Annotated in this window: 4 protein-coding genes; 3 read left to right on the forward strand and 1 reads right to left on the reverse strand. The window is 38.5% G+C overall.

Annotated features, from left to right (window positions below; translation table 11 throughout):
• Positions 1–312: 312 nt before the first annotated feature.
• Positions 313–726: a (R)-mandelonitrile lyase gene (locus AC1DPQ_RS20995; RefSeq protein ID WP_477584290.1), complete on the forward strand. Its 414-nt coding sequence runs from the start codon at positions 313–315 to the stop codon at positions 724–726.
• A gap of 12 nt (positions 727–738) precedes the next feature.
• The gene (locus tag AC1DPQ_RS21000; protein WP_477610761.1) at positions 739–1,803 is read left to right on the forward strand and encodes a carboxymuconolactone decarboxylase family protein; all 1,065 of its coding nucleotides are present in this window, start codon (positions 739–741) and stop codon (positions 1,801–1,803) included.
• 73 nt (positions 1,804–1,876) lie between these two features.
• Here the strand turns inward: AC1DPQ_RS21000 and AC1DPQ_RS21005 are convergent, their stop codons facing one another.
• Positions 1,877–2,776: a helix-turn-helix domain-containing protein gene (locus AC1DPQ_RS21005; RefSeq protein WP_477584294.1), complete on the reverse strand. Its 900-nt coding sequence runs from the start codon at positions 2,774–2,776 to the stop codon at positions 1,877–1,879.
• 177 nt (positions 2,777–2,953) lie between these two features.
• Here AC1DPQ_RS21005 and AC1DPQ_RS21010 point away from each other — a divergent pair, with 177 nt between their 5' ends.
• Complete coding sequence (locus AC1DPQ_RS21010) at positions 2,954–3,532, forward strand: Crp/Fnr family transcriptional regulator (RefSeq protein WP_477610762.1); 579 nt, start codon at positions 2,954–2,956, stop codon at positions 3,530–3,532.
• Positions 3,533–3,774 lie beyond the last annotated feature (242 nt).

Consider the following 3,774-nt stretch of genomic DNA (forward strand, 5'->3'; position numbering starts at 1 on the left):
AATGACACCGGTAATAGTAAAGTTTGCTAGTATAAAATCTGGTAAGAACAATTTAAGTAAAGAGGCTGCAGGGGAAGTCATATAAAGTGAAATAGTAAAATGCAAAGCTATTTGTTTTTACCGTCCTCCACAACTTTTGGTATTGATCCCTGTTAGTGAGAAATGCAATCTGAAACTAAAAATAACCGTGAATTGGTACAATAAAATAAACTCATTGCAATGAAAACAATTTTCAGGATAATGTTATTAGCTTTTATAATGGGAATTTCATTTTCTATAACCGCCTGCAATAACAATAAAAATCAAGAAAAAATGATAACAGAAAACACCACGGCTCTTTTCCCTAAAGGAGAAAAATTAACCAATGGATATTTTACTGGAGATGCTTATTTGCAGACACTTCTGGCAAAAGATAAGAACAACGATTTTGTTTTGGGTAGCGTAACTTTTGAACCAGGGGCAAGAACCAACTGGCATACGCACCCTAAAGGGCAGGTACTGATTATAACCGAAGGCGAGGGCCTTTACCAGCAAGAAGGGAAAACAGCTCAAGTCATCAAAAAAGGTGATGTAATCAACATACCAGAAAATGTAGAACACTGGCATGGAGCTACCGCCAGAACAAAGATGGTACATATTGCCATTACCAATTATGAAGGTGAAACTAATGCAGTTTGGTTAAACCCTGTAACTGATGAAGAGTTCAACGCAGCCAACAAAAATTAAACAATCAAAATGATGGGCAAAAGCAAATTTTTAAAGGGGATACTATTTTTTGTGCTCACAATAAGTATGATCAAAATGAATGCACAACCAAACAAAACAGCTAATACGGATTTGTCTGCACAACAGCAAAGCTTGGTAAAAATTTCGGCACTTACAGCTACGGGAAACCTGGAACTGTTAAAAGTGGAATTGAATAAAGGGCTGGATTCCGGACTTGCTATTAACGAAATTAAAGAAGCGCTCGTTCAGCTTTATGCGTATTGTGGCTTTCCAAGAAGCCTTAATGCCATTAACGTTTTTATGACTGTAGCAAAGGAGAGAGAAGAAAAGGGGATCACCGATAAAGTAGGGAAAACAATTGTCGTAGCAAATAATCCTAAAAATAAATATGAACAGGGCAGAAAAGTGTTGGAAGAACTGACCAAGACCCCACAATCAAAACCTGCCCCAGGCTTCGGGGAATTTGCACCGCGTATTGATGCTTTTTTAAAGGAACATTTATTTGCCGACATTTTTGTTAGTGACGTGCTGAGTTATCAGCAAAGAGAAATGGTAACAATTGCGGCTCTGGCCTCGATGCCTGGTGTCGAAGGTCAGCTGCAGGCTCATATCAACATGGGAAAGAATACAGGCCTAACTGAAAACCAATTGGAACAATTAGCAATGCTGGTTGAAACAAACGTTAATAAAACACAGGGAAATACCATCAGGAAAATAATCGGAAAACCATTGGTTCCTGTAATTGAGAAGGATATGATGGTGCGTATTTCTGAAATCGAAATTTTACCAGAATACCTCGAAGATTATAAATCCATTTTGCGRCAGGAGGCCGCGGCTTCTATAAAAATCGAGCCTGGTGTGATTGCCATTTTTCCTATGTTTCAACAGAAAAACCCCACTGAGGTTAGGATCATAGAAATATACGCCAATAAAGCAGCATATCAGTCTCATTTGCAAACACCACACTTCCAGCACTACAAAACAACCACCCTAAAAATGGTAAAAACATTAAAACTGGTAGATATGAACAGTCTAGACAATGAAACGATGCTGGAGGTTTTTAGTAAACTAAAATAGGATATGTCAAGGATGACAAAGAATCTGGTTTTTAAAAGCGTTGCAGCCCGACAAGAAATTATGCGTATTTCAATCAATTCATAGAATTCCGGTATTCATTGGGCGAATGTCCAACCTGTTGTTTAAAAAAACGGGTAAAATGTGAGGGATATTTAAAGCCAAGCCTATATGCAACTTCACTTACGGATTTACTGAGATCAAGTATCTGTTCTTTCGCGGCATCAATCAGTTTGAGGTGTATATACTCTAGTGCAGATTTTCCTGTTTCTTTTTTTACCAGATCTCCGAAATATTTTGGAGACAGGTTGAGTTGCTCTGCACAATACGAAACGGAGGGCAATCCCAGGGTTTGCAGCTTTTCCGACTGGAAGTATTCGTTCAGTAATCCCTCAAATACAGTCAATACATCCTTATGGATATGTTCTCTGGTGAGAAACTGCCGGTCGTAAAACCGAACAGAATAATTCAGGAACATTTCAATGTTGCTAACGATCAACGTCCTGCTGTGCTTATCAATAGGATGCGCTAATTCATACCGGATCTTATTAAAACACTCCAGCACTATTTCTCTTTCTGCATCGGATACGTGAAGTGCTTCATTAACATCGTAAGAGAAAAAGCTGTATTCGTTAATGCATTTGCCAAGATGGGTTCCACGGATGAGATCGGGATGAAAGAATAATCCCCAGCCGGTCGGCTGTATCATGTTTTCGCTTTCCTCAAAACCAAATACCTGCCCTGGTGCAATAAAAAGAAGTGTTCCTTCTTCGTAATCATAGTGATTGCGGCCATATTTCATCTCCCCGCACTTCTCGTCTTTTAAAAAGATCATGTACACATCAGAAATATAACGCGCCTCTTTTACCGGCTTCGATAGCGACTGATCAAGAACACTGACCAAAGGATGCAGGGTCTTCTGCCCCCTCTCGTTATTGATCTGAGCCACACTTTCAATTCTAAGGGGATTTCCCATTACTTCGGTTATTTTAAAGTGAAAATAGCTTAAGTATTTCAATTATCCCTGCAGAAGCGCTAATGAACAGAAAAATTGGTAAGAGAAACAGGAATATGTATAATGATTTAATGCAAAAGTATAAAGAACTTCGCCCCTTAGCATGATCAATGAAGTATTTTACAAATCTTAATTAAAATGAACGCCGAGATACTTTATACTCAGATCTGCTCTTATGTTCAAATATCCAGAGATGAGTTTGAACTCTTTTTTAACCTTTTTAAACCGGTTTATTTAAAAAAGGGTGAATTCCATTACATAGCCGGTAAAGTTCCTAAATATTGGTCGTTTACTTTAAAAGGCTGCTTGCGCGAATATTGGCTGGATAGCCAGGGTGATGAGAAAATTTCCAGATTTTATGAGGAAAATACATGGGTTGGCCAGGTTGAAAGTATGATTAACCAGAAGCCGACGGACATGAACCTACAGGCACTTGAGGATTGCGAGTTATTGTGTATAACAGGCAATGACATGTGTAGCGCTGCAAAGACACCGTGGATTCAGCACTTCATGATTCAGAAGAGCTTCGCCGATAATGCTATTATAATGGAAAATTCCAACCGAATTAAATCGGCATCACCAGAAGAGTTGTATCTGGAAATTCTTAAGGAAAGACCATCCTTATTGTTGCGTGTTCCGCAACATTACATTGCAAGCTTTCTTGGCATCCGGAAGGAAACATTAAGCAGGGTTAGAAGAAGAGTTGCCCACCTATGATTTGTTGATTGAAGTCAACGATATTCAATTTCCGTTCCGATAATTTTACATCGAAGAACGATCACCTCAATGTTATCGATGTTTTACACCTTATAAGTGTGCCTTTTTAATCATTGGGTGGCTGATCTTTTTTAGATAATGAAATTTAGAATAATAGCAAATCAATGAAAAAAATAATCTATGACCAATACGGCAGTGTCGACGTTTTACATGCTGTAGAGGTAAATAAGCCAGTTCCCGAT

The organism is Pedobacter sp. 01T416_2, from assembly GCF_056398925.1.